The following is a 24,739-nucleotide window of genomic DNA, read 5'->3' as shown; positions in this document are numbered from 1 at the left end:
CTACAGTCCGCGCCATCTTACGTTGGGCCCAATCGCCATGTCCTCGATTTCTTTGCATGCCGCGCCGGATACGCGCCGCTGGGGCTGGCTGCCGCGCGTCGGCAGTTGGCGCTATTACGCCCTGTTGGGCGCCATCGGCATGCTGGTGCTGGGCCCGCTGGGCGGCATCACCGCCGCCTTCATGAACTTCTCGATCGGCTTTTTCGTCGGCGGGCAGGTGCTGGCGGGCATCCTCGGTTCGGTGGTCACCTATGGCTACGGCACCGAGGGCAAGCATGGCGCCAACTACATCCAGACCACCGCCGCCTCGGTGGCCGGCATGATGGCGATGAGCACCCTGATCCAGGCCATGACCTGGATGGGCATGCCGGCGGTGCCGAACTGGCAGCTCGTCACCTATATGCTTTGCATCGGCATGATGGCCGCCGGCATCGGCATGCTCTATACGCCCATCCTGGTGGAGCGCATGCAGCTGACCTTCCCCTCGGGGCTGGCGGTGGCCAACATCCTGCGTGCGCTCACCGACCCGGTGCTGCTGAAACGCTCGGTTTCGCGCCTGTTCGGCGGCATGGGCGCGGGGGCTGCGGCCGGGCTGGCCGCGGCCAAGCTGCCGCTGCTGGAGGCGATCGAGCTCTCGGCCTCGACCTTTGGCGCTGGCCTGATCGTGGGCGCGCGCGTGGGCATACCGGCCATCGTGGGCGGCCTGGTGTTCTGGGCCCTGGGGCCCTTCTTCATCGGCATCGGCTGGCTCAAGGCCGGCGAGCCCTTCCGCAAGATTGCCTTCCTGATCGCGCTGGGCCTGATCCTGGGCGCGGCCATCGTTGACCTGACGTTGATCTTCTGGCGCGCCGCACGACGCCTGCGCGACGTCAACGTGCTGCATACCGAGGTGCCCGAAGAGCAGCGCACCGGCCCGCGCGCCAGCACCCCGCGCCTGCTCGCCTGGGTGGGCCTGTGGACCGCGGCCACGGTGGTCTGCGGCGTGCAGTTCTTCCACGAGCCGCTGGGCTATATGCTCTTGGCGGTGGGCCTGGTCTATGTGTTTGCCATCGTCAACGGCATCTCGCTAGGCCTGACCGACCAGAACCCGATTTCATCGGCCTTTGTGGTGACGGTGCTGATACTGGCCAGCATAGGCCTGAAGGACCCGGTGCTGGGCCTGCTGGCGGCGATGGTGGTGTTCGTCTCGGCCAGCGTGGCGGGCGATATGCAGCAGGACCGTTCGACCGGCTGGCGCCTGGGTTCCAACCGTGCGCTGCAGTTCCGCTTCCAGGTGGCCGGCCTGCTGCTGGGCTCCATCCTGGCGGTGCTGATCGCCAAGCTCTTCATGTCGGCCTACCCGGTGCTGAACCTGGACCAGACCGCCATGAGCGCGAGCGAAGCGCCGGCGCAATGGACCTCGGCGATGACCTACAAATTCGTGGGCGCGCTGCGCAGCCTCACCGACCCCAAGCCCTACCAGACCGATGCGATCCTGATCGGCGTGGCGATCGGCCTGGCGACCGAGCTGCTGCGCAAGCTGATCTGGGGCCATGCCGGCTACCGGCGCTGGGCGGTCTCCGGCAAGGGCGCCTTTGCCGCCGACTTCGTGCTCGACGCGGTGCTGCTGCCCAGCCCCTATGCGTCGTCGTTCGGCGGCTTCGTCAACCTCAGCACCTCGGCCTGGTTCGCCGGCGGCGGGGTGATCTCCAGCTTCATCAACACGGTGAGCCGGCCCAAGGCGGGCGAGGACGAGCTGCCCTCGGACATGAGCTCGACCTCGCTGGTGGGCGGCGGCCTGATCGCCGGCGATGCCCTGGCCGCGCTGGGCCTGGGCATCGCGGGTCTGCTGGCGGTGTTGTGAGCGAGCGTGCAGGGCCTCAGCCCTGCACCGGCTCGAAGCGCCCCAGGAAGAAGCGCAGCTGCTCGGGCTCGTAGCTGAAGCGCAGGCCCTTGATGCTGGCCGCCTGCTCATGCACCGCGATCACGCTCTCGGCCACCACGTCCATATGCGCCTGGGTGTAGACGCGGCGCGGGATGGTCAGGCGCACCAGCTCCAGCTTGGGGAAGTAGTTCTCGCCGGTCTTGGCATTGCGGCCGGCCGAGACCACGCCGCGCTCCATAGCGCGCACCCCTGAATCCACATAGAGCGCCGCGGCCAGCGCCTGCGCCGGCAGCAGCTCCTGGGGCACATGCGGCAGGATGCGCCGCGCATCCAGGAATACCGCATGCCCGCCGATCGGCCGCACGATGGGCACGCCCGCATCGGCCAGCTTGTTGCCCAGGTACTCGACCTGGCCGACGCGGGCGCGGATATGGTTGTCGTCGATGCTTTCGCGGATGCCGATCGCCATCGCCTCCATATCGCGGCCGGCCAGGCCGCCATAGGTGTGCAGGCCCTCGTAGACCACGATCATGTCGCAGGCGCGGCGGTAGAGATCGTCGTCATTGACGGCCAGGAAGCCGCCGATATTCACCAGCGCGTCCTTCTTGGCGCTCATGGTCGCGGCGTCGGTCAGCGCACAGATCTCGTGCACGATGCTGGCCACTGACTTGTCGGCATAGCCCGACTCGCGCTGCTTGATGAACCAGGCGTTCTCGGCCACGCGCGTCATGTCGTGCACCAGCAGCACCTTGTGGCGGGTGCACCAGTCGCGCAGCTCGCGCAGATTGGCCATCGAGATCGGCTGACCGCCGGCCATGTTCACGCTGGTGGCCATGCTCACATAGGGAATGCGACCGGCGCCCACCTTCTCCACCAGGGCGTCGAGCTTGGCGATGTCCACATTGCCCTTGAACGGGTGCTCGCTGGTCGGGTCATGCGCCTCGTCGATGATGACGTCGACAAAAGTGCCGCCGGCCAGCTCCTGGTGCAGCCGCGTGGTGGTGAAGTACATATTCCCGGGCACATAGTCGCCGGGCTTGATCAGCAGGCGCGAGAGGATGTGCTCGGCGCCGCGCCCCTGGTGCGTGGGCACGGTGTGGCGGTAGCTATAGCACTCGCGCACCGTGGCTTCAAGGTGGTAGAAGTTGGCGCTGCCGGCGTAGGCCTCGTCGCCCAGCATCATGCCGGCCCATTGGCGATCGCTCATCGCGGAGACGCCGGAGTCGGTCAGCAGATCGATATAGACATCTTCCGAGCGCAGCAAAAAGGTGTTGTAGCCCGCCTCGACGATGGCGCGCTGGCGCTCCTCGAAGGTGGTGGTCTTGAGTAGCTCCACCATCTTGATCTTGAAGGGCTCGGCCCAGGAACGGCGGCCGGGGGTCTTGAGAGAGTCAGCAGACATAGTGCACATGCCTCCATATGAATGGCTCAAACGACTTGAACCCGGGTGGAAGCGTGGATGTGCCGATGAACACGCGCGCAGCCACCGAGGTGCTGCGGCGTTTCATCCCTTGCGCCGGGCATGCTTATCGCCCGATGCAAGTGGCCGTGCAAGCAATTTATGCGGCGCGCCGGGTCGCTGTATTGATGTGCCGCAAAATCAATCGGCGTCGCCCGCTTGGCTCAGCAAGGCGCGTGCATGGGCCGCGATGGCGCGCCGCAGCGCCGCCGGTTTGACGATGGTGAAGCCGAAGGGCAGTTGCGCAAGGTCGCGCGCCATTGAGGGTAGATCGTCGGCCTGGGCCGCCAGCCTGACGCCTTGCCTACACGGCTCCAGGGTGCCCATCTCGGCATAGACGGCGCGCCGGGCAGAGGCCATGTCCGTATGCAGGATCGCCGCCACCGTGTAACGGCGCGGCAAGGTGGCGATGGCGTGCGTCAGGTACTGCAGCACATCAAAATCGGCCGGCCTGCCGAAGCTCACCGGCAGGGCCTCGACGGCCTGCACCCGGTCCAGCCGGAAGGAGCGCACATCGTGGCGCAGATGGCAGTGGCCCACGGCATACCAGGCGCCGCCGCGGTAGGCCAGGCCGTAGACGTCGACCTCGCGCGTGCTGGCGGCCTGGTGCAGATCCAGATAGTCCAGGCGTACGCGCTGCTGGGCGCGCGCGGCGGCACTCAGCGCCAGCAGCTCGGGGCTGGCGGCGCGCTGTTTGGGCGCCCGGAGGTCCATTGCCACCACCTCGTCGAGACCCTCGATGCGCTTGCGCAGCGCCGACGGCATGACCCGCTCCAGCTTGGCCTGGCTGCTGCTGATGGCCGGCAGGATGCCGTGCAGGCCCAGCTCGCGCGCCGCACGCAAGCCCATCGTGAGCGCGAGCGCCTCGTCAGCGCTGAACATCATGGGCGGCAGCTTGTGGCCGGCCGCCAGCGCATAGCCGCCGTCGCGGCCACGCTCGGCCTGGATCGGCAGGCCCAATTCAGTCAACTGGGCGATGTAGCGGCGCACGGTGCGCCGGTCCACACCGAGCCGCTCGGCCAGCTCGCTGCCGGCCAGGCGCGCGCGCGACTGCAGCAGCTCCAGCAGGGCAAGCACGCGGCCGGTGGGTTTGGTCATCGGAGTTCCCCGTTCGATACAGGGCCGATTCTGTCCTATTTGCTTCCTAGACTGCGAACCTTGAAATCAAGCACAAGGGAGCCGGCCATGGATGCCAGCCACAGTCTCTGGATGTTCTTTCTGCTCACCCTGGGCATCATCGTGCTGCCCGGCATGGACATGGCCTATGTGGCCGGCCATGCCCTGCAATCGGGCTGGCGCGGCGGCCTGCTGGCGCTGGCCGGCATCGTGGCGGGCGGGCTGGTGCATGTGCTGCTCAACCTCAGCGGCCTCGCAGCCCTGCTGATGCTGCTACCCGGCGCCTTCCGGCTCATGCTGGTGGCGGGTTCGCTCTATCTGGGCTGGATAGGCTGGCAGATGCTGCGCGCCGCCTGGCAGCCGGCAGCGGCCGCCAGCGGGTCCGTGGCCGGCCCGGTGCGGCGCCAGGCACCGGCCCAGGTCTTCCTTAGTGGCATGGCCAACTGCCTGCTCAACCCCAAGGCTTACGCCTTCATGCTGGCGGTGTTTCCGGCCTTTCTGCGCAGCCCGGAGCGTGCACCGCTGATGCAGGCGCTGTGGCTCGCGCTGATCATTGCGGCCAACCAGATCGTCGTCTACGGCACGGTGCTGCTGGCCAGCAGCGGGGCACGGCAATGGAGCCGGCCCGGCGGCGGCGCACAGCGCTGGCTGGCGGGCGGGGTAGGGGGGCTGCTGCTGGGTATGGCCGCAGCTACCTTGCTGCAGCTGGGCTAACCGGCCCGCGCCAGTTCCAAGCCCAAGAGCGCGCGCTTGGTCTCCGGCCCCCAGCGGTACTCGCCGAAATCGGCATTCGCGCGTATCACCCGGTGGCAGGGGACCAGGTAGGCGATCGGGTTGGCGGCCACGCAGCTGGCCACCGCCCGCACCGCCTGCGGCGCACCGGCCAGCCGCGCCAGCTGCGTGTAGGACAAGACCTGGCCCTCGGGAATGCGCAGCAGCGCCTCCCAGACCTTGAGCCGCAGCGGCGTGCCGCTGAGCAGCAGGCCGATCGGCTGCTGCGGCTTGAGGCCGGCGAGGCGGCGCTGCACCTCGGTGGCCAGCGGCCGCAGGGCCGCGCCGGCCTCCTGCCAATGCGCCTCGGGCAGCAGGGCGCGTGCCTGGTCCAACTCGGCCCGGACCTCGCCCTTGCGCACAAAGGCCATGCGCAGCACGCCGCGCGCGGTGCTGGCCAGCCAGACCGGGCCCAGCAGCGAGTCCAGCAGCGTCCATTGCACCTCCAGGCCGCGCCCGCTTTGCTTGAACTCGCCCGGGGTCAGGCCCTCCAGGCTCAGAAACAGATCGTGCAGGCGCGAGGGCCCCGACAGCCCGGCGGCCAGCGCCGCCTCCAGCACCGATTCGGCCCGCAGCAGGCTCTGCTTGGCGCGCGCCAGCGCCAGCGCCTGGGCGAACTCCTTGGGCGTGACCCCGGCCAGGCTGACGAAGCTGCGCTGGAAGTGAAAAGGGCTGAGCCCGGCGGCATCGGCCAATTCCTGCAGCGACATCGCCTCGGGCGCGGCGGCCAGTTGCCGGATGGCCTGGCGCACGCGCTCGAAGCGGAGATCGGAGGGGGGGACGTCTTGCATCATGGCGACAGTCTGAAGGCACGCGGCGCCAGCGGCCACCCGCTTCTTGCTACGAAAGCCTGGTCACCCCATCCAGCTTGCAGGCATAGACGGCGTTGCGCAGCGCCGCGATCGCCTCGTAGCGCGTGAAGGTGCGGCGCCAGGCCAGCACCACGCGGCGCGTGGGCACCGGGTCATCGAAGGGCACAAAGCGCAGGTGCGGCGTGGGGTCACGCGGCACGCTTAAGCTCGGCAGCACCGTCACGCCCATGCCCGAGGCCACCATATGCTTGATGGTTTCCAGCGAGCTGCCCTCGAAGCTCTTGCGTATGCCTTCGGCGTCCGAGGAGAAGCGCGCGAACTCCGGGCAGACCTCCAGCACATGGTCGCGGAAGCAATGGCCGGTGCCCAGCAGCAGCATGGTCTCGTTCTTCAGCTCCTGGGTGCTGACGCTGCGGCGCTGCGCAAAGGGGTGGGGCGCGGGCACGGCCACCACAAAGGGCTCGTCATAGAGCGGCGCGATCGCCAGGCCGGTGTCGGGGAAGGGTTCGGCCAGGATGGCGCAGTCCAGCTCGCCGGTGCGCAGCATCTCCAGCAGCTTGACGGTGAAGTTCTCCTGCAGCATCAGGGGCATCTGCGGATATTGCTCGATGGTGTGCCTGACCAGCTCGGGCAGCAGATAGGGGCCGATGGTGTAGATGATGCCCAGGCGCAGCGCGCCGGCCAGCGGGTCCTTGCCGCGCTTGGCGATCTCCTTGATGGCGCTGGCCTGCTCGATCACCGATTGCGCCTGGCGCACGATGTCTTCGCCCAGCGGGGTCACCGAGACCTCGGCGGCGCCGCGCTCGAAGATCTTCACGTCCAGTTCTTCCTCAAGCTTCTTGATCGCCACCGACAGCGTGGGTTGCGAGACGAAGCAGGCCTCGGCGGCACGGCCGAAGTGACGTTCGCGCGCGACGGCGACGATATAGCGCAGCTCGGTGAGCGTCATGCGGGGCAAGCTCCTTGTAGAGCCGCGAGCCTACCGCTTCCCCCGCTCCGTGCAAACCCGTAGCACCCCGCTACACTGCGCTCGCTGCCCAGCTACAAGCACACACCACCATGAACACCGAGCGTAAACCGATGAGCCTCCAGCGCCTGCTGGACATGCATGCCAGCGGCGACAAGATCGCCATGCTGACCTGCTACGACGCCGCCTTCGCGACCCTGCTGGACGAGGCCGGCGTGGACGTGCTGCTGATCGGCGATTCGCTCGGCAATGTGCTGCAGGGCCAGAGCAGCACCGTGCCGGTGACGCTGGACGAGATGGTCTACCACACGCGCTGCGTGGCGCGCGGCCGCAAGAGCGCCTGGATCATCGGCGACCTGCCCTTCGACAGCTACCAGGCCAGCACCGCCGAGGCCTGGAAGAGCGCCGCCGCGCTGGTGAAGGCAGGCGCCCATATGGTGAAGCTGGAAGGCGGCGGCTGGACCGCACCGGTGGTGCGCTATCTGGTCGAGCGCGGCATTCCCGTCTGCGCCCATCTGGGCTTCACGCCGCAGACCGTCACCGCCCTGGGTGGCTACAAGGTGCAGGGGCGCGACGAAGCCTCGGCCGCGCTGCTTAAAAAACATGCACAGGAGCTGGCCGACGCCGGCGCGCAGATGCTGGTGATCGAGATGATCCCGGCCGCGCTGGCCGCCGAGCTGACGCAAAGCCTCAGCATCCCGGTGATAGGCATAGGCGCCGGCGTGAGCTGTTCGGGCCAGGTGCTGGTGCTGCACGATATGCTGGACGTGACGCCGGGCCGCCGCCCGCGCTTCGTCAAGAACTTCATGCAGGGCGCGTCGTCGGTGCAGGACGCGGTGCGCCGCTATGTCAGCGAGGTGAAGGCGCAGACCTTCCCGCAAGACGACCTTCATGGCTACTGACATGGCACTGCAAGTCATCCACACCATCGCCGCATTGCGCGCGGCCCTGGCCGGCCGCACCGGCACCGGTTTCGTGCCCACCATGGGCAATCTGCATGAGGGCCATCTCTCGCTGGTGCGCCAGGCGCGCGCCGCCGTCGGGCCAGAGGCGCCGGTGGTGGCGAGCATCTTCGTGAACCGGCTGCAGTTTGCGCCGCACGAGGATTTCGACCGCTACCCGCGCACACTGGCGCGCGATTGCGAGCTGCTCGAGGGCGCCGGCTGCGACATCGTGTTCGCCCCCGACGAGCGCGAGCTCTACCCCGAGCCGCAGGGCTACAAGCTGCATCCGCCGCCCGAGCTGGCCGACATTCTGGAAGGCCATTTCCGCCCCGGGTTCTTCGTCGGCGTGTGCACCGTGGTGGCCAAGCTCTTCAACATCGTGCAGCCCAGCGTGGCGGTATTCGGCAAGAAGGACTACCAGCAGCTGATGGTGCTGCGCCGCATGGTGCAGCAGCTGGCCATGCCCATCACCATCCTGGCCGGCGAGACCTCGCGCAGCGCCGAGGGCCTGGCGCTGTCCTCGCGCAACGGCTACCTGAGCGAGGCCGAGCGGGCCGAGGCCCTGCAGCTTTCGGCCACCCTGAAGGCGCTGATCGCGCGCTGGCGCTCCGGCGAGCGCGACCTGCCGGCGCTGGAGGCCGATGCCATGCAGGCCCTGCGCGCGCATGGCTGGCAGCCCGACTATGTGACGCTGCGCCGCCAGCACGACCTCGGCCCGGCCCAGGAGGGCCAAGCCCTGGTGGCCCTGGCGGCGGCCCGCATCGGCAACACGCGCCTGATCGACAACCTCGAAGTATGAAGAACCGCTGAAGTAACAGGACGTCAGCGCGTCAACGCCGCCATCCCAGGCGGCGTTGGATCTCCCAGCAATCCGGGAGCCGCGATGACGATACGTTCTGTTCTTTGTTCAAGCCTGCTGGCGCTCAGCCTGGTGGCCTGTGGTGGTGGCGGCAGCTATGACGATGGGCATGGCGGCACGCCCTACCCGACGCCCAACCCCAACCCCCAGCCGCCCACCAACAGCTGCAGCGCCACCGGCCTGGCCAAATCGGCCGAAAGCCAGTACAGCACCGTGTGCATGCTCACCAGCAGCGGCGAGATCGTGCTGGAGCTGTATACCAGCTATGCGCCGATCACGGTAGCGAACTTCCTGCGTTATGTGGCGGACGGCTTCTACACCAACACCCTGTTCCACCATGTCGACCGCGACTTCGTGATCCAGGGCGGTGCCTATGGGCCGGGCATGCGCTTCAAGCAGCCGACCTACGCTCCCATCGTCAGCGAGGCCAACAACGGCCTGGGCAATCTGCCCGGCACGATCGCGATGGCGCGCCGCAGCGATGCCAACAGCGCCACCAGTCAGTTCTTCATCAACGTCAAGGACAACCCGAGCCTGGACTACCAGAGTGCGGCCAAGCCCGGCTACACGGTGTTCGGCCGCGTCATCTCGGGCATGGCCACGGTGGAGGCCATCAACGCGGTGCCGGTCTACTTTTACAACGATGCCGACATCCAGCCACGCCAGGAGGTGCTGGTGTACTGGGTGCAGCGTTTGAAGTGAGACAGTTTCGCTTCAGTTGACGGCAAGAAGCTCGACGTCGAACACCAGTGCGGCGTTGGCGGGGATGGTCGGCAGGCGGCCAGCCGAGCCATAGGCCATCGAGCTGGGGATCAGCAGGGTGCGCTTGCCACCCACCTTCATGCCGACGAAGCCCTGATCCCAGCCGGTGATCACCTGGCCGGCGCCCAGCACGAAGCTGAAAGGCGTGCCGCGGTCCACCGAGCTGTCGAACTTGGTGCCCTTCTGGCTGGCGGCCTTCTCGTCATAGAGCCAGCCGGTGTAGTGCACCGTCAGGGTCTTGCCGGCGGCCGCAGTGGCGCCAGTGCCGACGACGGTGTCGGTGGTCTTCAGCACGGTCACGGCGGCCGAGCCCGAGGTGTCGGCGGGGCTGCTGCTGCCGCCGCCACCACCGCAGGCCGTCAGCAGGCCGGTGATCATCAAGGCCAGGGCGGAACGGCGCTGGAAGGACAAGGGCTTCATCATGAGCTGGATTTCGTGGGAAAAAGTTCCGCGGACTATAGCGAAGTCCGTGGCCTATGCCTTTAGAAACTCCGCCTTGCTGCCCAGCCAGCGTTCCACCTGGCGGCGTGCCGCGGCGGGGTATTTGTCCAGCAGCTCGGGGGCGAGCCGGCGTGCGGCCTGCAAGAGCGGTGCATCGTCCTGCAGATCGGCAAAGCGCAAGAGTTCGGCGCCGCTCTGGCGCGCGCCCATGAACTCGCCGGGGCCGCGGATGTCGAGGTCGCGGCGCGCGATCTCGAAGCCGTCGTTGGTCTCGGCCATGGCCTTGAGGCGCGACTTGCCGGTGTCCGAGAGCGGCCCGGTGTAGAGCAGCACGCAGACGCTGGCCACCGCGCCGCGGCCCACCCGCCCGCGCAGCTGGTGCAGCTGGCTCAGGCCGAAGCGCTCGGCATGCTCGATCACCATCAGGCTGGCATTGGGCACGTCCACGCCCACCTCGATCACCGTGGTGGCCACCAGCACGCTCATGCGGCCGCTGGAGAATTCGGCCATCACCGCGGCTTTTTCGGCCGGCGGCATGCGGCCGTGCAGCAGGCCCACGCTCCGGCCGGCCAGCGCCGCGCTCAGCTCGGCGTGCGTCTCGGTGGCATTCTTCAAATCGAGCGTCTCTGACTCCTCGATCAGCGGGCAGACCCAATAGACCTGGGCGCCGCGTTCCACCTCGTCAGCGATCTTGGCCACCACCTCCAGGCGCTTGCCGTCGGCAAACAGCTTGGTGACGATGGGGGTGCGGCCGGGCGGCAGTTCGTCGATCGTCGACACATCCAGATCGGCGAAATAGGTCATCGCCAGGGTGCGCGGGATGGGCGTGGCGCTCATCATCAGCAGATGCGGTTCGAGCGCCTGCGAGGCCAGCTTCTTGCGCAGCGCCAGGCGCTGCGCAACGCCGAAGCGGTGCTGCTCGTCGATGATGGCCAGGCCCAGCCTGGCGAACGAGACCTTGTCTTCGATCACCGCATGCGTGCCCACCACCAGCTGCGCCGTGCCGGCGGCCGCGGCGTCCAGCATCTTCTGGCGTGCCTTTCCCTTGATACTGCCGGTCAGCCAGGCCACCTGTATGCCCAGCGGTTCCAGCCAAGCTATCAGCTTGCGGAAATGCTGTTCGGCCAGGATTTCGGTGGGCGCCATCAGCGCGCATTGCCAGCCGGCGTCGATCGCCACCGCGGCGGCCAGCGCCGCCACCACGGTCTTGCCCGAGCCCACATCCCCCTGCAGCAGTCTATGGGTCGGCTGGGGTCGTGCCAGGTCTTGCGCGATCTCCTCACTGACGCGCTGCTGCGCGCCGGTGAGGGCAAAAGGCAGGGCGGCCAGCAGCTGCTCGTGCAGGCCGCCACGCCGGCCGCGCAGGGCCGGGGCACGCAGCAGCGCGCGCTCGCGCTGCGCCTGCAACTGGCTCAGCTGCTGAGCCAGCAGCTCCTCGAACTTGAGGCGTTGCCAGGCCGGGTGGCTGTGGTCTTCCAGCATGGACAGGCGCGCCCGGGGCGGCGGATGGTGCAGGAAGTCCAGCGCCTCACGCAAGCAGGGCAGTTGGCGCGGCACCGCATGCTCGGGCAGGATCTCGTCCAGCGGCGCACGCTGCAGGGCCGAGGCCACCGCGCGGCGCAGATAGGCTTGCGGCAGGGCGGCGCTGGTCGGGTAGACGGGAGTCAATGAGCTGGCCAGCGGCGTGTCCTCGTTCACCAGCTTGAAGCTGGGGTGCACCATCTCGCGGCCGAAGAAGCCGCCGCGCATCTCGCCGCGCACGCGCACCCTGGCGCCAGCGGTCAGGCTCTTCTGGTGCGAGGGGTAGAAGTGCAGAAAACGCAGCAGCAGCTGGGCGCTGCCATCGGTCATGCGCACCAATAACTGGCGACGTGAACGCACTTCGATATGGGATTCGACGATCTCGCCCTCGCACTGCACGGTCTCGCCGTCGCGCGCCTCGGCGATCGGCGTCAGGCGCGTCTCGTCCTCGTAGCGCAGCGGCAGGTGCAGGGCCAGGTCGATGTCGCGCAGCAGGCCCAGCTTCTCCATCGCCTTCTGGGGGGCTGACTTGGCTTTGACGGGAGCGGTGGGGGCCTCGGGCATGGGCGCGATTTTGCCGTTAGCCAGCGGTGCTGGCCTCAGCTGAAGTAGCGCAGCTTTAGCAAGTCGTAGCGCCCGTCGCGCCTGGTGGCGTCCAGCGCGGCCTGCAGGCGCCGCACGAGGGCCGGGTCGGTATCGGGCGGCAGACCGTACCAGTAGGACTTGCTGTTGTCGTAGTCCAGCACCGCCTGCAGGGTCGCATAGGGCAGCTTGAGCTGGCGCAGGTTCCAGGCCGCGGCCCAGTCCAGCAGCATCACGTATTCCATGCGCCCGGCCAGCAACTTGCGCACATTGGTGGCGTCGTCCAGCCCGACTTCCAGTTCTTCGCCAGGCTTGAAGCCCTCGGCCAGCAGTTGTTTGGCGGTGGCCGATTCACGCACCACGCCGATCTTGGCGCCGCGCAGCTGGTGCAGCTCGGGCAGGCTGAGGTCGGCGCGGCTGGCGAGCTTGTAGACCACGATGCGGCGCGGGCTGATGGGCCCCACCCACTTGAACAGCGCCTCGCGTTCGGGCGTGCGGGTGAGCGAGAACAGCACGCTGTTGGCGGTGGCCTCGGCCGTTTGCATGGCGCGCACCCAGGGCAGCACCTGAATCTCCAGCTTCAGCTGGGCCTGCAGCGCCACCATGCGCAGCAGCTCGACGGCAAAGCCCTGCGGGCCGGTTTCGTCCTGGTAATTCAGCGGCGGCAGGTTTTCGGTGAAGCCGCTGAGCATGGGCTCGGCGGCCTGTGCCCCATGCGGGCCAGCTGCCAGGCAGGCAAGCGCCAAGCCGTGCAATTGGCGGCGGTTCACCGGGGTGGCTCGGCAGCGATCACAAGGCGAGTCTAGCCAATTGTGCACGCGCTCCATAGGGCGCCGGGGCGCCGTGCCTGTATCTCGCGGGGTGCGGCGCGGATAGGCTATAAAGCTGTCACCACACCACCCCTTGCCGCCGCCATGCTCAAGCGTCGCCAACTGCTGGGTTTGCCGGCGCTGATGGGGCCAATCAGCGCACAGGCGGCAGCAGCCCAGCTACAGGCTTTTGCCCATGCCTTGCCGCCGCTGGCCTTCGAGCAGGATGGCCAGCTCACCGGCCTGGCGGTGGATCTGCTCAGGCGCATGGCCAGTACCTTGGGCATGCAGCTTGAGCTGCTGCTGCAGCCGCGCCTGCGTGCCGAGAAGTCCTTTCAGGATGCGCCCGAGTCGCTGCTGTTTCCGCTCGCCCGCCTGCCCGAGCGCGAAGGCCGCTTTCGCTGGGTGGGGCCGTATATGCCGCGCCGGGTCGCGCTGTTTCGCCTGCGCAGCCGCGGCGACATCCGCTACCGCGGCCTGCAGCAGCTCGATGGCATGCGCATCGGCGTGACCTCGGGCACCGCCACGCTGGAGCAGCTGTTGGCGGCTGGGCTCAAGCCCGGGCAGGACCTCGAGCTCGCGCCCAGCTACGACGCCAATGTGCGCAAGCTGCTGGCCGGCCGCATGGATCTGCTGGCCATCGGCGAGCTGAATCTGTTCTGGCAGCTGCGGCTGATGCAGGAGTCGCCCGAACGCGTCAAGGCGGTGGCCGTGCTGGACGAATCGGCGGACTACTGCTTTGGCCTGCACCCGGAAGCCGACCCGGCCTTGGCCGCCAAGCTGCAGCAGGCCTTCGACCAGCTCCAGCGCAACGGCACCGTCAGCGCGCTCAAGCGCAGCTACGGGCTGCCGGTGGACGACTGAGCTGGTCTGCGACAATCGCAGCCCCTCGCTTGGCACGGGTCCGTCCGGCCCTCAACACCATGTCCCGCACCTACTCCGTGAGCGATTTCGATTTCGCTCTGCCGCCCGAACTGATCGCCCAACACCCCGCGCCCGAGCGCAGCGCCTCGCGCTTGCTCGATGGCCGCACGGCCGGCGCGGTGGACCGGGTGTTCCGCGAACTGCCCGGCCTGCTGAACCCCGGCGACCTGCTGGTGTTCAACAACACCAAGGTCATCAAGGCGCGGCTGTTTGGTGCCAAGCAGACCGGCGGATCGGTCGAGGCCCTGATCGAGCGCGTGATTGCCGGCAGCTGCGAAGTGCACGCGCATCTGCGCGCCAGCAAGAGCCCCAAGCCAGGCACGGTCGTGCGCTTCAACAACAATGCCTTCGACGCCGAGGTACTGGGCCGCTGCGGGCCGGACGGCGGCATGTTCCACCTGCGTTTCCCCAGCGATCCCTTTGCCCTGCTGGAGCAGCATGGCCATGTGCCGCTGCCGCCCTATATCGAGCATGCCGACGAGGCCGACGATGTGCGGCGCTACCAGACCGTGTTTGCCAAGGAGCCCGGCGCGGTGGCCGCGCCCACCGCAGCGCTGCACTTCGACGAGGGCCTGCTGGCGGCGCTGGCCGAGCGCGGCATAGGCACGGCCCATGTGACCCTGCATGTGGGCGCCGGCACCTTCCAGCCGGTGCGCGTGGAGCGCCTGAGCGAGCACAAGATGCACAGCGAGTGGTTCGAGGTGCCGGTCGAGACGGTGGCGGCGATCGCCGCCACGCGCGCACGCGGCGGCAAGGTGGTGGCGGTGGGCACGACCACCTTGCGCGCGCTCGAGTCGGCCGCCCAGGGTGGCGCGCTGCTGGCCGGCGCGCGCGAGACCGCCATCTTCATCACCCCGGGCTTCGAGTTCCGCGTGGTCGATCGCCTCGTCACCAATTTCCATCTGCCCAAGAGCACCTTGATGATGCTGGTGAGTGCCTTTGCCGGTTACGAGCATGTCATGGGCCTCTACCGCCACGCGATCGCCCAGCGCTACCGCTTCTTCAGCTATGGCGACGCGATGCTGCTGGAGCGCGGCCCCTGGTGAAAGCACGCTGGCAGACCGCTGCACCAAGCTCCTAGACTGCCCTCCTTTTCGAGCGTGGGGACGATGGGAATGAGGGTGAAGACAGGGGCATTGGCCGGCCTGACCTTGCTGTTGGCGGCTTGCGGAGGAGGCGGTGGAGGTGGTGGCAGCGAGAGTAACGGCAAGCCCGCCCCGCCGGCCCCCGCACTGGCCATCCAGGCGCCGGCCCAGGTCGAGCGTGGCGAGGCCCTCAGCCTGAGCAGCAATGCGCCTGCCGGCCAGGGCCTGAGCTGGGATTTCGGCGATGGCAGCACCAGCAGCAGCGAGGCGCAGCCCCAGCATGCCTGGGCCCAGCCGGGCGACTATCTGCTGCGGCTCAAGAGCAGCGGTGGCAGCGAGGCGCAGTGGCGCGTCGCGGTGCTCAACACCCGCCATCTGCAGGATCTGGACTGCAATGGCGCCCAGCCGCGCCAGGGCTGGTGCCAGCTGCAGGCGCCGCTGACCCTGGACCTGCAGTTTGCCGATGCCCTGCAGGCCTGGCGCAGCGATAGCGCCGGCGGGCTGTGGTCCAGCGGCGATGCCGGCCGCAGCTGGCAGCGCGTGGCCGTGCCCAGGACGGCCGCGCTGATCTCTTTGGCCCTGGACGCGCCCAGCCAGACCCGCTGGGCGCTGGCGCGCGATGGCGAGCTGCTGCGTCAGAGTGGCGGCGGCGCCTGGAGTTCCATCGGCCGGATCGAGCTGGCCGGCATCACCGAACCGGTGCTGCGCAGCCTGGGCGGTAGCCGTCTGCTGGTGCAGCCGCGCCTGGGTGGCGAGCAGCCCTGGTACAGCGAGGATGGCGGCGCCCATTGGATCCAGCGCGAACGCAGCCCGCAGGCCCTGGGCGTGGATGGGCGCTGGTGGGCCACCGCCTATGGCGAGCTGCGCCGTTACGAGGCCGATGGCCAGGGTGGGCGCAGCGTCATGACCCTGGGCCCCGGCATGGCCTGGAGCCTGGCGCCGGGCATGAGCACGCCGCTGGCGCTGCGCATCACGGCCAAGGGCAGCGAGCTGCTGCGCAGCATGGACGGTGGCCTGGGCTGGATGCTGCAGCCGGTGCGCGGCCTGGACTCGCTGCAGGACGGTGGCGTCGCCGAGGCACCGCTGCTGCAGATGGTGGACGGCCAGCTGGGCTATCTGAACGCCAGCGGCCGGCTCTACCGCACCAGCGACGGCGGCCTGAGCTGGGAGCTGCTGTTCGGCACGCCCTTGCAGCCGGCCCGGCTGATGCACGCCGATGCACAGCGCGCCATCGCCATGAGCGAGGGCGGCTACTGGGTCTGGGCGCGCGGCGAGCGGGTGGGCCGCAGCCTGGCCGAGGGCCTGACCCGCGGCCTGGGCTGGAAGCAGTTCCGCGCCCTGCCGGGCGGCCAGCTGCTGGCGCAGGACTATGACCAGGTCTACTACCTGGGCAGCGACGGCCTGGCGCCCTGGCAGGTGCTGGCGGGCCGCTCGCGCGGCCAGGCCGAGCAGCGCCCGCGTGCCTTGGCCTTTGCCCATGCCGGCAAGGGCTTTGCCGTGGCCAGCGACGGTCGCATGCTGCGCAGCGCAGATGGCGGGCGCAGCTGGTCCGACGCCAACACATGGGGCCCGCCCTGGGGCGGCTGGGCGCCGCAGCGCCTGCAGCTGGACGAGCGCGGCCGCCTCTGGGTGCTCTCGCTCAGCGGCACGCTGGCGCACAACGACGATGTCTCGCTGCCATGGCGCCAGGTGCAGTTCGCGCCCCAGCTGCCCCTGCTGCGCGATTTCGAGATCCGGCCCGGCGGCTGGGCCTACGGGCTGAGCGAATCCGGCCTGGACCGGCCGCCACGCCTGCTCAGCAGCAGCAATGGCGGGCTGGACTGGCAGCTGCAGGCCACCCTGCCCGAGGGCGCTCAGCGCCTGCGCATGCGCGATGCGCAGCGCGGCCTGCTCATCATGGGCGACGGCAGCCTGCGGCGCAGCATCGACGGCGGGCGCAGCTGGACCCCGGTGAGCGTGCCCGGCGCGCCGCGCCTGCTGGCCCTGCAGTGGCTGGACGAGCAGGTGGTGCTGGCGGTGGGCCAGGGCGGCGCCATCGTGCGCAGCGCCGACGCCGGCCAGAGCTGGGCGGCCATGAGTTCGCCGCTGGGCGCCGATTTGCTGCTGCTGGCCGCGGGCGATGCGCGCCATGTCTGGGCCGCCGCCGCCGATGGCCGCCTGGCCTATAGCGAAGACGCCGGCCAGAGCTGGCAGTTGCAGCACAGCGGCCTGGGCGAGACGCCGCTGCAGCTGCTGGCGATCGACGCCAAGACGGTCTGGCTGCTGGGTGAGCAGGGCGGCCTGGTGGCCACCGGCAGCGCCGGACAGTAGTCTCTTTTTTCGGCCGCCCTGTCACAGGCCGGCACGTCATCTCGTCTTGTGGGTGTGTAGCACCCTGGAGACGATGATGATGATGAAGATGATGGGACTCTTGCGCTGGCCGCTCGCCCTGGGGCTGGCGGCCAACGGCCTGCTCATGCTGCTGGCGCCCGGCGCCTGGTATGCCGGCATGCCCGGCGTGTTCTATACCGGGCCGCTGAACGAGCACTTCGTGCGCGACATCGGCTGTGCCTACCTGGTGGCGGCGGCCGGCCTGCTCTGGCGCGCGCTGCAGCCGCAGCGCGGCGCCGCGGCGGCGCTCATGGGCGCCGGCTTTCTGCTGCTGCATGCCGGCGTGCATGTCTGGGAGCTGGCCACCGGCCGCTGCGGCTGGGGGCAGTTCTTGCGCGATGTGCCCGGCGTCCCGCTGGCCGCCCTGGCGGCGCAATGGCTGGGCTGGCCGGAACGGGAGCTGCGCCATGCTCGCTAAGCTGCTGCTGCGCCCCATCGTGCGCTGGCGCCTGGCGCGCTTCGAGCGCCGCTGGCGCTACGACATGGGCTATGCGCGCGAGCTGTTCGAGCTCAGCCCACAGGCCTTTCTCCAGTTCAGCAAGTTCTTCGGCCTGGCGGCCTTTGCGCAAGACCTGCCCCCGGCCCTGCTCTATGCGGCCAAGTTCGCCGCCACCCGGCACGAGGACTGCGGCCCCTGCAGCCAGCTGATGTTGGACATGGCGCTGGCGGCCGGCGTGCCGCGCGCCGATTTGCAGGCCCTGGTGGCCGAGGACGAGGGCGCGATGCCGGCCGAGCTGCGCCTGGGCTGGCGCTTTGCCCAGGCGGCGCTCGCGCATCAGCCGGAGCTGGCCGAGTTGCATGCCGAACTGCATGCCGAGGTCTTGCGCCTGCATGGGCCGCGCGCCCTGGCCAGCCTGGCGCTGGCGGTGGTGGTGGCGCGCAGCTTTCCGGCCATCAAGCAGGCGCTCGGGCAGGGGCGCAGTTGTATCAGCCGGCCGGAAGTCAGGGCTTGCGCATGACGGGGCTGCAGCGCGCGCCTACGATGCGATCCAGCCACAGCAAGGAATACCTCCGATGACTCTCAACACCGAACAGCTGCCCGGCTTCCGGGTCCAGGGCGCCAGCGTGCGCACGCGCAATGCCGACGAGATGAACCCGCTGACGGGCAAGATCCCCGGCCTGTGGGCCGCCTTCTTTGCCGGCCCGCTGGCGGCGCAGGCGCTCAGCCAGGGCGCTTGTGGCGTCTATCACGGCTATGAGAGCGACTACCGCGGCGCCTTCGATGTACTGGCCGGCGTCGCGCTGGCCGAGGGCGAGGCGCCCGCCGCGGGCATGACGGTGGTGGAGATTCCGGCGGGCCGCTACGCGGTGTTCGAATGCCGCGGCCCGATTCCGCAGGCGGTGATCGCGGGCTGGGGTCAGGTCTGGGCGGCCTTCGAGCAGCCCGGCGCGCCGCGCCGCAGCTACCGCGCCGACGTCGAGCAATACCTGGGCCCCGATCACGCGCGCATCCTGATCGGCCTGGAGCAGGCCTGATGGGCGTGGGCCTGGATCTGAGCCCGGCGGCACGCGCGCTGCGCTTCGACCGCGAGCATGCGCGCTCCTTGCGCGCGCTGGCCTACCGCATGCTGGGCTCGCGCGCCGAGGCCGAGGACATGGTGCAGGAAGCCTGGCTGCGCTGGGCCGAGGTCGATGAGGGTCAGGTCTTGCATGCCGGCGCTTTTCTCTCGCGCCTGCTCACCCATCTGTGCCTGGACCGGCTCAAGTCGGCCGCCGCGCGCCGCGAGCTCTATGTGGGCACCTGGCTGCCCGAGCCGCTGGTGGATGGCGAGGCCGAGGCCTGGTCGCCCGGGCCCGAGGCGCGCAGCGAATGGGCCCAGGATGTCTCGATGGCCTTCATGCTGACGCTGGAGCGGCTCACGCCGCTGGAGCGCGCCGCCTTCTTGCTGCACGATGTGTTCGAGCTGGACTTCGACGAGGTCGCCGCGCGCCTGCAGCGCAGCCCCGCCGCCTGCCGCCAGCTGGCCAGCCGCGCGCGCGGCCATGTGAAGGCCGGCTATGCGCGCGTGGAGGTGCAGCAGGAGGAGCGCCAGCGCCTGCTGGCCGCCTTTGCCGGCGCCCTCATGCAAGGCGATGTGGAGGCGCTGGCCCAGGTGCTGGCCGAGGATGCGGTGCTGCTCAGCGATGGCGGCGGCCGGGTGCATGCAATTCCCCATGCCCTGCGGGGCGCGGCACGCATTGCCAAGGCCCTGGTGGGTTTTGGCAAGGGCCTGGAGCTGAGCCAGTTCCAGGTGCGCGCCGCCGAGGTCAACGGCCTGCCGGGTTATCTGGTGTTCCAGGCCGATGGCACGCCGCTGCAGGCGGTGGCGCTGGCGCCGGCGGCCGAGCCTGGCAAGCTGGGCGCCGTCTATATCGTGCGCAACCCCGAAAAACTCAAGAGTCTGCGCGCAGCCAACCTATCCGACCCTGGCCCGCCTCATTGAGCCGCGCCACGAAGCCGGCAGCGTCGGGCTCCGGCAAGGCCAGCTGGAATTCCACCTGGGCGCCATGCTGCACCTCGACGAGCTGGGCCTGGGCCAGCTCGATCTCGCGGCGCAGCAGCCCCTCCAGCGCATAGGGCAGGGTGCAGCGCAGCCGGGCGAGGCGCACCAGCGGCACCTTCTCGGCCTTCAGGAGCGCCTGCGCCACCGCATCGGTATAGGCGCGCACCAGGCCGCCGGCGCCCAGTTTGCTGCCGCCCCAGTAGCGCACCACGGTGGCCAGCACGCCGTCCAGATCCTGATGGCGCAGCACCTCCAGCATGGGCCGCCCGGCGGTGCCGCCGGGTTCGCCATCGTCGTTGGCGGCCGACTGCCCGCCCGCCATCAGGGCCCAGCAGACGTGCACAGCACTGACGTGCTGTGCACGAAGTTCATTCACTCTGCGCAGGGCTTCAGCCCGCCCCGCGCAGGCCTCCACGCAGCCTATGAAACGGCTCTTCTTGATGATGACTTCGCTATGTACCGGGAGGGCGAGGCTGTAGGGCATGCTCGCGATTGTCGGTCCCCTTGAACTGGGATGACGGCGCCAGCCGGGTGTGGGCCAGCATCGCGTCGCCCACATGGCGGCGCAGCAGCTGGTCTATCGTGCCGTCCTGCAACATGCTGTGCAGCGCCGCGCGCAGCCTGTGCCGGTCGGCCTCGCTCACACGCGTGCGCGACACCACCAGGCATGCCAGCACATCGTCGCTTGGCGCCCAGTCCAGCAGCCGCATCTCGCGCATCCAAGTCTCGTCCTTGCTGCGCAGATTGATGGGCTCGGTGAACATCATGTCGGCGCGGCCGGCGCGCAGCATGCGCATGGCGTTGTCGTAGGAGCTGGCTTCGACCACGCGCCGCTGGGCACGCATCTCGTCCAGCCAGGCATCGAAGACGCGCCCATGCCGGTAGCCTTTCACCACCACCACGCGGCGCGGCGTCTCGTCCTTGAAGGTGTTGAGCGAGTCCATGCGTGCCGCCAGGTCCTTGTGGATCAGCACATGATTGCGCGTCCGCATATAGGGCGTGAGTTCGGCAAACTGCTCGCGCTCAGGCGTGGGAATCGCCGAGACGGTCAAATCCATCTGACCCGCGGCCATTTGAGCCCAGATGCGCGCGCGCGACTCCAGCACCATATCCAGCTTGCAGCCACTGCGCTGCGCCAGGGCCTCGATCAAGTCCTTGTCTATGCCCGCTGCCCGGCCCTGTGCATCGCGGTAGTACAGCACCCCCAGCTCGTACATGCCCACGGTGTACGGCCCGCAAGCAGGCTGGGCCAGCGCACAACTGGCGGCCAAACAAAGACAGCTGAGCAGGAAGTGGCGCATCGGTGCCCGCGGCGGATCAAAGGACATGGGCGGGGGTTGCGAGTGTAGGGCTGGGCCATGGCTGCGACAATCGGGGCCATCATGCTGAAGTTCGAACTCCTCAAGACCGAGGGCCGCGCACGCCGTGGCACGCTCACCCTCAACCATGGCGTCGTGCAGACGCCCATCTTCATGCCCGTGGGTACCTACGGCACGGTGAAGGGGGTGATGCCGCGCTCGTTGGAGGAGATGGGCGCGCAGATCATCCTGGGCAATACCTTCCACCTCTGGATGCGGCCGGGCCTGGACATCATGGCCCAGTTCGGCGGCCTGCATCGCTTCGAGAGCTGGAACAAACCCATCCTCACCGACAGCGGCGGCTTCCAGGTCTGGTCGCTTGGCGAGATGCGCAAGATCTCGGAAGAGGGCGTCAAGTTCGCCTCGCCGGTGAATGGCGACAAGCTCTTCCTCACGCCCGAGATCAGCATGCAGATCCAGACGGTGCTGAACTCCGACATCGTGATGCAGTTCGACGAGTGCACGCCCTACGAGACCAAGGGCCACATCACCACCGAGCTGGAAGCGCGCAAGTCCATGGAGATGAGCTTGCGCTGGGCCAAGCGCTGCCAGGACGAGTTCGCGCGCCTGGCCAACCCGAATGCCCTGTTCGGCATCGTGCAGGGTGGCATGTTCGAAACGCTGCGCGACGAATCCTTGGCGGGCCTGGCCGCGCTGGACCTGCCCGGCTACGCCATCGGCGGCCTGAGCGTGGGCGAGCCCAAGGAAGACATGCAGCGCGTGCTGGCGCATATCGGCCACCAGCTGCCTGCGCACAAGCCGCGTTATCTGATGGGCGTGGGCACGCCCGAGGATCTGGTGGAGGGGGTGAGCCAGGGCATCGACATGTTCGATTGCGTGATGCCCACCCGCAATGCGCGCAACGGCCATCTGTTCACCCGCTTTGGCGACCTGCGCTTGCGCAATGCGCGCTACAAGACCGACGAGCGGCCGGTGGACGAGAGCTGCAGCTGCTACACCTGCAGCACCTTCAGCCGCGCCTATCTGCACCACCTGGACCGCTGCGGCGAGATGCTGGGCCCCATGCTCACCAGCATCCACAACCTGCACTACTACCTCAACCTGATGAAAGAGGTGCGCGAAGCGCTTGACGCGGGGGGCTTCGAGGCGTACCGACAGCAGTTCGCGGCGGATCGGGCGCGCGGCGTGTAGGCGTGCCCTTTGGCATCTGAAGGCGCGCGGAACATGATGGCCGCATGCTGATCAAGTCCCTGCTCGCACCCCTGCGCTGGCTGGCACGGCTGCTGCTGGCGCTGATCATCCTGTTCGAGGAATGGGGTTGGGTGCCTTTGCAGCGCGCCATGGCCTGGCTGGGCCGCCTGCCGCTGCTGCGCCAACTGGAGGCCGGCATCCGGCGCCTGCCGCCCTATGCGGCGCTGGCCCTGCTGCTGGCGCCGACGCTGCTGCTGCTGCCGGTCAAGCTGCTGGCGCTGTGGCTGATCGCCCAGGGCCGCGCCCTGCTGGGCCTGGCGGTGATCCTTGTTGCCAAGCTGCTGGGCACGGCCGTGCTGGCGCGGCTCTTCATGCTGAGCCAGCCGGCGCTGATGCGCCTGCCCTGGTTTGCGCGCCTGTATGCGCGCTGGACGGTCTGGAAGCAAGGACTGCTGGCCTGGGTGCGCGGCAGTGCGCTGTGGCGCCAGGCGCGCACCTTGCGCCGGCTTCTGCAGCGGCGCTGGCGCCGCATGTTCTCGCAGCAGGCCTGAGGCTCAGCTGGCGAGCAAGGCCGCCACGCGGCTTCGCAGCGCCTCTGGGCTGACCTCGCTGGCCGCCAGCGGCGCCCCGGCCACCAGGCCGATGCGGCTGAACAGGCCGCGCCGGAAGGGCTTGACCATGGCCTCGCCACGTTCCACGCGTGAGAAGAAGGAGCCCCAGAGGTTTTGCAGTGCCAGCGGCACCACCGGCACATCCGGGTGGCCCTCGACGATCTTCATGACGCCGCCCTTGAAGGGCTGCAGCTCGCCGTCGCGGGTGATGCCGCCCTCGGGGAAGATGCCCAGCAACTCGCCATCGGCCAGCACCGCGCGCGCTTGCGCGAAGGCGGCCTCGTAGGTGGCGGGGTCGTCCTTCTGCGGCGCGATCGGGATGCACTTGGCCAGGCGGAACAGCCAGCCCAGCACCGGCATGGCGAAGATGCGGTGGTCCATGAGGAAGCGGATCGGGCGCGGGCTGGCGGCCATCAGGAGCACCGCGTCGATGAAGCTTACATGGTTGCAGACCAGCAGCGCCGCGCCGCTGCTGGGGATGTGCTCGTCGCCGCGCAGGCGGTAGCGGTACACCAGGCGCGAGAGCATGAAGGCGATGAAGCGCAAGAGGTACTCGGGCACCACCAGGAAGATGTAGGCCGCCACCACCGCATTGGCCAGGCCCACCGCCAGGAAGATCTCGGGGATGCTCAGGCCCGCACCCAGGAGCGCGCCGGCCAGCACCGAGCTGGCGATCATGAACAGGGCGTTGAGGATGTTGTTGGCGGCGATGATGCGGGCGCGGTGCGTGGGCTGTGCGCGCAGCTGTATCAGCGCGTACATGGGCACGCTGTAGAGGCCGGCGAACAGCGCCAGCAGGCACAGGTCGGCGAGCACGCGCCAATGCGCATGCAGTGCCAGGAATTCGCCCAGGCCGAGCTGCCCCTGCGCCACCGGCGGCAGCGCATGCGAGGCGAGGTAGAGGTCGATCGCGAACACGCTCATGCCGATCGCGCCCAGCGGCACCAGGCCGATCTCCACATGGCGCTTGGACAGCACCTCGCACAGCAGCGAGCCCACGCCTATGCCGATCGAGAACACCACCAGCAGCAGCGAGGCCACCTGCTCGTTGCCATGCAGCACCTCCTTGGCAAAGGCCGGGAAGTTGGCCAGGAACACTGCGCCAAAGAACCACATCCAGGAAATGCCCAGCAACGAGCGGAACACCGCCAGCTGCTGATGCGCCAGCTTGAGATTGCGCCAGGTCTCGGAGATCGGGTTCCAGTTGATCTGCAGCCCGGGGTCGGTGGCGGGGGTGAGCGGAATCGCCTGCGCCGTCAGCCGGCCCAGCAGGGCCACGCCCAGCGCGGCCATCGCCACATGGTTGGCGCCCACTTGCGGCGTGGCGATCAAGAGCCCGCCGGCCACATTGCCCAGCAGGATGGCTACGAAGGTGCCCATCTCCACCATGCCGTTGCCGCCGGTGAGCTCGCGCTCGTTCAGCTGCTGCGGCAGGTAGGCGAACTTCACCGGTCCGAACAGGGTCGAATGCAGGCCCATCAGGAATACGCAGGCCAGGAGCACTGGCACGTTGGCCTGCATAAAGCCCCAACCGGCCAGCGCCATGATGGCGATCTCGAGGTTCTTGACCCAGCGCATCAACAAGGTCTTGTCGAACTTGTCGGCCAGCTGGCCGCTGGTGGCCGAGAACAGCACAAAGGGCAGGATGAAGAGCGCCCCAATCGCCAGCCCGGCCTGCGCCGGCGGCAGCCAGGCGATCTGCAGCTGGTAGGTCACCATCACGGTGAAGGCGAACTTGAACAGGTTGTCGTTGCCGGCGCCCAGGAACTGGGTCCAGAAGAACGGCGCGAAGCGGCGCTGCGTGAGCAGGGCGAATTGGTTGGGGTGGCCTGTGGAACTCATGGGGGAG

The 24,739-nt window shown here is 68.8% G+C and carries 24 protein-coding genes; 14 read left to right on the top strand and 10 right to left on the bottom strand.

Annotated elements, in window-relative coordinates; translation table 11 throughout:
- Positions 1–37 precede the first annotated feature (37 nt).
- Positions 38–1,843 carry an OPT/YSL family transporter gene (locus tag WG898_RS21295; protein ID WP_339604790.1) on the top strand — a complete coding sequence of 602 codons (1,806 nt, stop codon included), beginning with the start codon at positions 38–40 and terminating at the stop codon, positions 1,841–1,843.
- Between the two features lie 16 nt (positions 1,844–1,859).
- Here WG898_RS21295 and WG898_RS21290 read toward each other — a convergent pair whose 3' ends face one another.
- Positions 1,860–3,266: a tyrosine phenol-lyase gene (locus WG898_RS21290; RefSeq protein WP_339604789.1), complete on the bottom strand. Its 1,407-nt coding sequence runs from the start codon at positions 3,264–3,266 to the stop codon at positions 1,860–1,862.
- A 198-nt stretch (positions 3,267–3,464) separates the two neighbouring features.
- The gene (locus WG898_RS21285) at positions 3,465–4,421 is read right to left on the bottom strand and encodes a helix-turn-helix transcriptional regulator (RefSeq protein WP_339604788.1); all 957 of its coding nucleotides are present in this window, start codon (positions 4,419–4,421) and stop codon (positions 3,465–3,467) included.
- 87 nt (positions 4,422–4,508) lie between these two features.
- On the opposite strand from WG898_RS21285, the gene WG898_RS21280 reads away from it, so the two are divergent.
- On the top strand, positions 4,509–5,153 hold the full coding sequence (locus WG898_RS21280; RefSeq protein WP_339604787.1) for a LysE family translocator: 645 nt from the start codon (positions 4,509–4,511) through the stop codon (positions 5,151–5,153).
- Here WG898_RS21280 and WG898_RS21275 read toward each other — a convergent pair.
- Both WG898_RS21275 and WG898_RS21270 read right to left on the bottom strand, forming a co-directional pair.
- Positions 5,150–6,004 (bottom strand): methylated-DNA--[protein]-cysteine S-methyltransferase, encoded by an 855-nt coding sequence (locus WG898_RS21275; RefSeq protein ID WP_339604786.1) that lies wholly within the window; start codon positions 6,002–6,004, stop codon positions 5,150–5,152. The genes WG898_RS21280 and WG898_RS21275 overlap by 4 nt on opposite strands.
- Before the next feature lie 46 nt (positions 6,005–6,050).
- Positions 6,051–6,971: a LysR substrate-binding domain-containing protein gene (locus WG898_RS21270; RefSeq protein WP_339604785.1), complete on the bottom strand. Its 921-nt coding sequence runs from the start codon at positions 6,969–6,971 to the stop codon at positions 6,051–6,053.
- Between the two features lie 110 nt (positions 6,972–7,081).
- Between WG898_RS21270 and panB the strand changes: the two genes are divergently transcribed.
- From panB to WG898_RS21255, 3 genes are all read left to right on the top strand, one after another.
- Positions 7,082–7,891 (top strand): 3-methyl-2-oxobutanoate hydroxymethyltransferase, encoded by an 810-nt coding sequence (gene panB / locus WG898_RS21265; RefSeq protein ID WP_339604784.1) that lies wholly within the window; start codon positions 7,082–7,084, stop codon positions 7,889–7,891.
- 7 nt (positions 7,892–7,898) lie between these two features.
- A complete protein-coding gene (gene panC, locus WG898_RS21260) occupies positions 7,899–8,732 on the top strand; it encodes a pantoate--beta-alanine ligase (RefSeq protein WP_339604897.1) in 834 nt (277 codons plus the stop codon).
- An 84-nt stretch (positions 8,733–8,816) separates the two neighbouring features.
- Entirely contained in the window at positions 8,817–9,494 is a 678-nt protein-coding gene (locus WG898_RS21255; protein WP_339604783.1) for a peptidylprolyl isomerase, read from the top strand.
- A 12-nt stretch (positions 9,495–9,506) separates the two neighbouring features.
- Here WG898_RS21255 and WG898_RS21250 read toward each other — a convergent pair whose 3' ends face one another.
- The 3 genes from WG898_RS21250 to WG898_RS21240 are packed head-to-tail and all read right to left on the bottom strand — an operon-like array spanning position 9,507 to position 12,844.
- Positions 9,507–9,977, bottom strand: a complete 471-nt coding sequence (locus WG898_RS21250; RefSeq protein ID WP_339604782.1) for an FKBP-type peptidyl-prolyl cis-trans isomerase — start codon at positions 9,975–9,977, stop codon at positions 9,507–9,509.
- Positions 9,978–10,028: 51 nt separating this feature from the next.
- Positions 10,029–12,080, bottom strand: a complete 2,052-nt coding sequence (recG, locus tag WG898_RS21245; RefSeq protein WP_339604781.1) for an ATP-dependent DNA helicase RecG — start codon at positions 12,078–12,080, stop codon at positions 10,029–10,031.
- Positions 12,081–12,115: 35 nt separating this feature from the next.
- On the bottom strand, positions 12,116–12,844 hold the full coding sequence (locus WG898_RS21240; protein ID WP_339604780.1) for a substrate-binding periplasmic protein: 729 nt from the start codon (positions 12,842–12,844) through the stop codon (positions 12,116–12,118).
- Between the two features lie 168 nt (positions 12,845–13,012).
- Here WG898_RS21240 and WG898_RS21235 point away from each other — a divergent pair, with 168 nt between their 5' ends.
- From WG898_RS21235 to sigJ, 7 genes are all read left to right on the top strand, one after another.
- Complete coding sequence (locus WG898_RS21235; RefSeq protein ID WP_339604779.1) at positions 13,013–13,771, top strand: substrate-binding periplasmic protein; 759 nt, start codon at positions 13,013–13,015, stop codon at positions 13,769–13,771.
- Positions 13,772–13,830: 59 nt separating this feature from the next.
- Entirely contained in the window at positions 13,831–14,877 is a 1,047-nt protein-coding gene (queA, locus tag WG898_RS21230; protein WP_339604778.1) for a tRNA preQ1(34) S-adenosylmethionine ribosyltransferase-isomerase QueA, read from the top strand.
- A 69-nt stretch (positions 14,878–14,946) separates the two neighbouring features.
- Positions 14,947–17,226, top strand: a complete 2,280-nt coding sequence (locus WG898_RS21225) for a PKD domain-containing protein (RefSeq protein ID WP_339604777.1) — start codon at positions 14,947–14,949, stop codon at positions 17,224–17,226.
- A gap of 73 nt (positions 17,227–17,299) precedes the next feature.
- Complete coding sequence (locus tag WG898_RS21220) at positions 17,300–17,704, top strand: hypothetical protein (RefSeq protein ID WP_339604776.1); 405 nt, start codon at positions 17,300–17,302, stop codon at positions 17,702–17,704.
- A complete protein-coding gene (locus WG898_RS21215; protein ID WP_339604775.1) occupies positions 17,694–18,245 on the top strand; it encodes a hypothetical protein in 552 nt (183 codons plus the stop codon). The genes WG898_RS21220 and WG898_RS21215 overlap by 11 nt, the downstream gene beginning before the upstream one ends.
- 55 nt (positions 18,246–18,300) lie before the next feature.
- Entirely contained in the window at positions 18,301–18,762 is a 462-nt protein-coding gene (locus WG898_RS21210; RefSeq protein WP_339604774.1) for a GyrI-like domain-containing protein, read from the top strand.
- Positions 18,762–19,709, top strand: coding sequence for an RNA polymerase sigma factor SigJ (sigJ, locus tag WG898_RS21205; protein WP_339604773.1), 948 nt, complete (start codon positions 18,762–18,764; stop codon positions 19,707–19,709). The genes WG898_RS21210 and sigJ overlap by 1 nt, the downstream gene beginning before the upstream one ends.
- On the opposite strand, the gene WG898_RS21200 is transcribed toward sigJ, so the two are convergent.
- Both WG898_RS21200 and WG898_RS21195 read right to left on the bottom strand, forming a co-directional pair.
- Positions 19,660–20,253 carry an IMPACT family protein gene (locus WG898_RS21200; RefSeq protein WP_339604772.1) on the bottom strand — a complete coding sequence of 198 codons (594 nt, stop codon included), beginning with the start codon at positions 20,251–20,253 and terminating at the stop codon, positions 19,660–19,662. The genes sigJ and WG898_RS21200 overlap by 50 nt on opposite strands.
- Positions 20,222–20,986 carry a substrate-binding periplasmic protein gene (locus tag WG898_RS21195; RefSeq protein ID WP_339604771.1) on the bottom strand — a complete coding sequence of 255 codons (765 nt, stop codon included), beginning with the start codon at positions 20,984–20,986 and terminating at the stop codon, positions 20,222–20,224. Before WG898_RS21195 ends, WG898_RS21200 begins: the two co-directional genes overlap by 32 nt.
- A gap of 165 nt (positions 20,987–21,151) precedes the next feature.
- Here WG898_RS21195 and tgt point away from each other — a divergent pair, with 165 nt between their 5' ends.
- The gene (gene tgt / locus WG898_RS21190; RefSeq protein ID WP_339604770.1) at positions 21,152–22,279 is read left to right on the top strand and encodes a tRNA guanosine(34) transglycosylase Tgt; all 1,128 of its coding nucleotides are present in this window, start codon (positions 21,152–21,154) and stop codon (positions 22,277–22,279) included.
- A 44-nt stretch (positions 22,280–22,323) separates the two neighbouring features.
- Entirely contained in the window at positions 22,324–22,830 is a 507-nt protein-coding gene (locus tag WG898_RS21185; protein WP_339604769.1) for a hypothetical protein, read from the top strand.
- A 3-nt stretch (positions 22,831–22,833) separates the two neighbouring features.
- Here the strand turns inward: WG898_RS21185 and WG898_RS21180 are convergent, their stop codons facing one another.
- Positions 22,834–24,732 carry an MFS transporter gene (locus WG898_RS21180; protein WP_339604768.1) on the bottom strand — a complete coding sequence of 633 codons (1,899 nt, stop codon included), beginning with the start codon at positions 24,730–24,732 and terminating at the stop codon, positions 22,834–22,836.
- Between the last annotated feature and the right edge of the window lie 7 nt (positions 24,733–24,739).

The sequence above is a fragment of the Paucibacter soli genome, assembly GCF_037482845.1.
Lineage (GTDB): Bacteria > Pseudomonadota > Gammaproteobacteria > Burkholderiales > Burkholderiaceae_C > Paucibacter_B > Paucibacter_B soli.
Note: the sequence above shows the minus strand (reverse complement) of the source record. Positions and strands in the feature narration are given on the sequence as shown.